This window comes from Mycobacterium sp., assembly GCF_032161845.1.
Taxonomy (GTDB): domain Bacteria; phylum Actinomycetota; class Actinomycetes; order Mycobacteriales; family Mycobacteriaceae; genus Mycobacterium.
Genome location: NZ_JAVRQA010000489.1, coordinates 1 through 4052 on the forward strand (window position 1 = coordinate 1; position 4052 = coordinate 4052).

At 69.2% G+C, this 4052-nt stretch carries 6 protein-coding genes; 2 read left to right on the forward strand and 4 right to left on the reverse strand.

Going from position 1 to position 4052, the window contains the following annotated elements; genetic code table 11:
- Positions 1-233, forward strand: a 233-nt coding sequence (locus tag QOD90_RS26630; protein WP_526354729.1) for an arginase family protein, incomplete at its 5' end; no start/stop codon positions are given.
- Here QOD90_RS26630 and QOD90_RS26635 read toward each other — a convergent pair.
- A complete protein-coding gene (locus QOD90_RS26635; RefSeq protein ID WP_526354731.1) occupies positions 214-978 on the reverse strand; it encodes a class II aldolase/adducin family protein in 765 nt (254 codons plus the stop codon). The genes QOD90_RS26630 and QOD90_RS26635 overlap by 20 nt on opposite strands.
- Entirely contained in the window at positions 971-1510 is a 540-nt protein-coding gene (locus QOD90_RS26640; RefSeq protein ID WP_526354733.1) for a hypothetical protein, read from the reverse strand. Before QOD90_RS26640 ends, QOD90_RS26635 begins: the two co-directional genes overlap by 8 nt.
- 86 nt (positions 1511-1596) lie before the next feature.
- Between QOD90_RS26640 and QOD90_RS26645 the strand changes: the two genes are divergently transcribed.
- Entirely contained in the window at positions 1597-2562 is a 966-nt protein-coding gene (locus QOD90_RS26645; protein ID WP_526354735.1) for a D-2-hydroxyacid dehydrogenase, read from the forward strand.
- Positions 2563-2574: 12 nt separating this feature from the next.
- Here QOD90_RS26645 and QOD90_RS26650 read toward each other — a convergent pair whose 3' ends face one another.
- Positions 2575-3657: an aldo/keto reductase gene (locus tag QOD90_RS26650; RefSeq protein WP_526354737.1), complete on the reverse strand. Its 1083-nt coding sequence runs from the start codon at positions 3655-3657 to the stop codon at positions 2575-2577.
- The coding region (locus QOD90_RS26655; RefSeq protein WP_526354739.1) for a hypothetical protein at positions 3657-4052 on the reverse strand (396 nt) is incomplete at its 5' end. The genes QOD90_RS26655 and QOD90_RS26650, both read right to left, overlap by 1 nt.

Consider the following 4052-nt stretch of genomic DNA (forward strand, 5'->3'; position numbering starts at 1 on the left):
CTGCCTTCGCGCCGGGCACCGGCACACCCGAGGCAGGCGGGCTGACCTCACGGGAGCTGCTGCGCATGCTTCGGCAACTCACCGGCATCAACATCGTCGGCGCCGACGTCGTCGAGGTCGCACCGGCGTACGATCACGCCGAAATCACCTGTGTGGCAGCCGCAACCGTGGTTTTCGATCTGTTGAGCCTGATCGTCGCGAACAACCGACCGCCTACTGCCCCGCCACGCTGACGTCCGGCACGTGGCTGCGCTGCGCCCACTGGAACACCTGCCACGCGGCGACCTCGTCGAAGTCGCCGTGAAACCGCCGGGCCGACTCGCCCCCGATGGGGCGGGCGTCACGGGTCTTCACTTGGACCTCGGCGCAGCGTTCCATCAATAGGAAGTAGCCGACTGCCGCGTCGACCGTGGCGCCAACTGTCAGCAGCCCGTGGTTGCGCAGGATCACCGCGCGCGCACCACCGATCGCCGCCGCGATGCGCTTGCCGCCGTCTGTCGATCCGATGTTGACCTCCTCGTCGTCGAAGATCTCGTGGTCGCCGAAGAACGCGCACGACTCCTGCGAGATCGGCTCGAGCAACGTGACGGTCGCCGAGAAGGGAGTGCCGTAGGGCGTGTGGCAATGGGCCGCGGAGACGATCTCCGGGCGGGCCTCGTGCACCGGGCCGTGGATGAAGTACGCCGCAATGTTGATGTGGCCGCCGCCCTCGATGGTGCCGTCGGGGCGGACCAACACGAGGTCGTCGGTGGTCATGTACCGGAAGGGCACGCCGTACCGCCCCAGCCAGAAGCAGTCCGGTCGCTCGGGGTCGCGGGCCGAGATGTGCCCGTCCCCGAGCGAGCCCCAGCCCATTGCACCGAACACCCGATACGCCAGCGCAAGCCGGCGCTTGCGGTGTGCCCGAAGTTCGACGGGATCGGCGATGTCCGGCTCATAAGCCACCGGGTCGAGGAAGGGATGAGCCGGATCAGCCATGAGTGTCCACCCTCCCCGCCTCGATCCAGGAGCCGTTCTGCTCACGGTACTTCACCGCGTGGAAGCCGCCCGCGGTGGCGCTGACCTCGATCGCGAAGCCGGCAGCCTCGACCCGGACGTAACCGTCGCGGCCAACCCCGCACACCCCGTCGTTGCCGAGGTGCCCCCACTCCTCGACGAATGGGACGAGGCGGCCCTGCCACTCGAACGACCCGCTCTCGACGAGCAGTTCGTCCTGCCATGCCACGGGGTTCTCGTCAGGTGGGGCCTCGCCGCGCGAGTCGAGGGAGTGGATCCAGTGCAGCATCGGGTCGGTGAACTCGGTGGTCCCGGCAAAACTGAACTCGGTGGCGAATGCGGCGTGCGCGTCGTCGGCAGACGGCCCGATGCCAGGCTGGATGCGGGTACGGATGTCGGCGAACCAGTCGGCCGACTGCAGCCACAGCACGTCGCAGTAGTCCACGCGGCGCACGCCGTCGATGACGAGGCCGACACGGCGCCATGCACCGATTAATTCAACGGGGATTGCCATAGATGCCTCTCGATTCGCAGGGTATTCGCGTTTTCGATACAATATCGAAAGCGTATTTAAGTATGAGCATATCGAACGGAGTTGTCGTGCCGAGTGGTCCCCGCGTGCTGGTCCTCGTCGAGCCTGATCCCGAAGTGCCGCCGCCGCCGCTGCACCTGATCCCCGGCGATGTCGAGGTCGTCCAGATCGACTCGGCTCCCACCGACGAACAACTGGCCGAGGCGTCGGTGCTGTACGTCTGGGACCACCGATTCGCCGACCTCGCCCCACTGTTGCGTCGGACCGACGAGCTGCGGTGGGTGCACGCCGCGTCAGTCGGGGTCAACCGGCTGATCTGCCCTGAGCTGGCCCGGGTCACGCTCACCAACTCACGCGGAGTGTTCGATACGACGATCGCGGAGTGGGTGCTTGCCGCGGTGCTCGCGCACGCGAAGGGACTGGGTGAAAGCTGGGCGCTACAGCGAGCGGGCACGTGGCAGTACCGGACGACCGGGCGGCTGGCCGGGACCAAGGCGGCGGTGGTGGGTACCGGCTCGATCGGCCGGGCCGTCGCCGACCGGCTGGCTCGCCTCGATGTCCAGGTCACCCTGGTCGGCCGCAGCCCAGGCGACGACCCAGACTTCGGGACGATCCGGAGCTCGGACGATCTGGTCGGGGTCGCCGCGGACGTCGACCTGCTCGTGCTCGCCGTGCCGCTCACCCCGGCCACCACCGCGCTGGTCGGGGCCGAGGTGCTGGCCGCGCTGGGGTCGTGCGGATTCCTCGTCAACGTCGGGCGGGGACCGACCGTCGTGGAGATGGACCTGGTCGTCGCGGTGGCGACCGGAACGATCGCAGGCGCCGCGCTGGACGTGTTCGAGGTCGAGCCGCTGCCTGCCAGCTCACCGCTGTGGTCGATGCCGAACGTACTGGTGTCGCCGCACATGTCCGGCGACTACGTCGGCTTCGAGCTCGACATGATGGCCGTCTTCACTGAAAACCTCGGCCGGTGGCGACGCGGCGAGCCGCTGCACAACGTCGTCGACCCGGCCGTCGGCTACGTGCCGCACTGACCGCGCCGGTGCTCATGAGATCCCCGCGGTGGCCGGTGCAGATTCCCCGGTCGCTGCGCTCCTGCCCTCCGGTGCAGATTCCCCGGTCGCTGCGCTCCTGCCCTCCGGACGCGACGGTCCACTGCCCGCACCGCTGCTCGCGATCGCGGCGGCGATCGCATCGAGGTCGTCGTCGGTCAGCCGCAACACGGCGGCATCCAGCCAGCCGTCGATTTGCGCCGGGCGCCGCGCCCCGACGATGGCCGCGGTGACGCCGGGCCAGCGCAGTGTCCAGGCGATCGCCACACTCGCCGCGCTCGTCGAGTGCCCGGCCGCCACGTCCGCGACGGCCGCAGCGACGCCCAGGTTGGCGGGTAGGTCGGACGTGAAGTCGGCTTCGCCGAGACGCCAGTCACCGGGCGCCAACCGGGACGGGTCGAACGTGCCCGACAGCAGGCCCGAGTGGATGGGGCTGTAGACGATCACGCCGGTGTCATTGGCCTCGCACCACGGGATGACGTCCGCCGCCGCGGCACGGTTGATCGCCGACAACGGGGGCTGCAGCGAGTCGACGTGCCCGATCGCCTCGGCCCGGGTGAGCTGGTCGACGGCGTGGTTGGACAGGCCGATCGCCCGCACCTTGCCGGTGGTGCGCAGGTCGACCAGTGTCGCCCAATAGTCCTCGAGTGCAGTGCCGTCGGTCGGCGGCCAGTGCACCTGATAAAGGTCGATGCGGTCCACGCCGAGCCGTCGCAAGGAGGCCTCGCACTCGGCGCGCAATGATGCCGCGTCCCCGACGGCCGTCGCCTCGGCCTGCCGGTCGGCGGGGTCCCACACCATTGCGCATTTCGTGAAGACCAGTGGACGGTCCGCTTCGGACATCCCCGCCAGGGCCCGTCCGACGATCTCCTCGGAGTGGCCGAGCCCGTACTCCGGCGCGGTGTCGAGCCAGTTGATGCCGGCCTCGACGGCGTGCTGAATGGTGGCGATCGACTCGGCGTCGTCCTGCGGACCCCAGCCGAAGGCCCAGTCCCCGCCGCCGAACGCCCAGGTGCCGAGCCCGACTGTGGTCAGCTCCCAGCCCGTGGCACCGAGGCGCCGTACCGGCAGCTCCATCAGCTGACCTCCTCGACCTGCTCGTACCAGCGCTTGCGGGTGCCAACTTTGGCCCGCAACTTCCAACGCCGCGATTTGGGTGCCGCGGTCAGGTGGGCCCGCAACGTCGCGATCTGCATCCGCACCCGCGCCGCCAGGTCCGGGTCCAGGCCGGGCCGCTGCACCGCCTCGTCCAGCCGGGCCAAATTCAAGTCGGCCGAGTACCAGAATCCCCAGTCGTCGCACAGCACGTCGCGGATCCGGTTGAGGTCGATCTGCCCGGCGGCCTGCACCCCGATCCGGTGCTCGCCGAGCAGCACCGTGAGGTCGATCAGGTCGTTGGCCGTCATCTCGTGGATCTGCAGCTTCGACAGCACCAGGTCGGCGAGCGAGATGCACGGGTCGGCCAGTTCGAG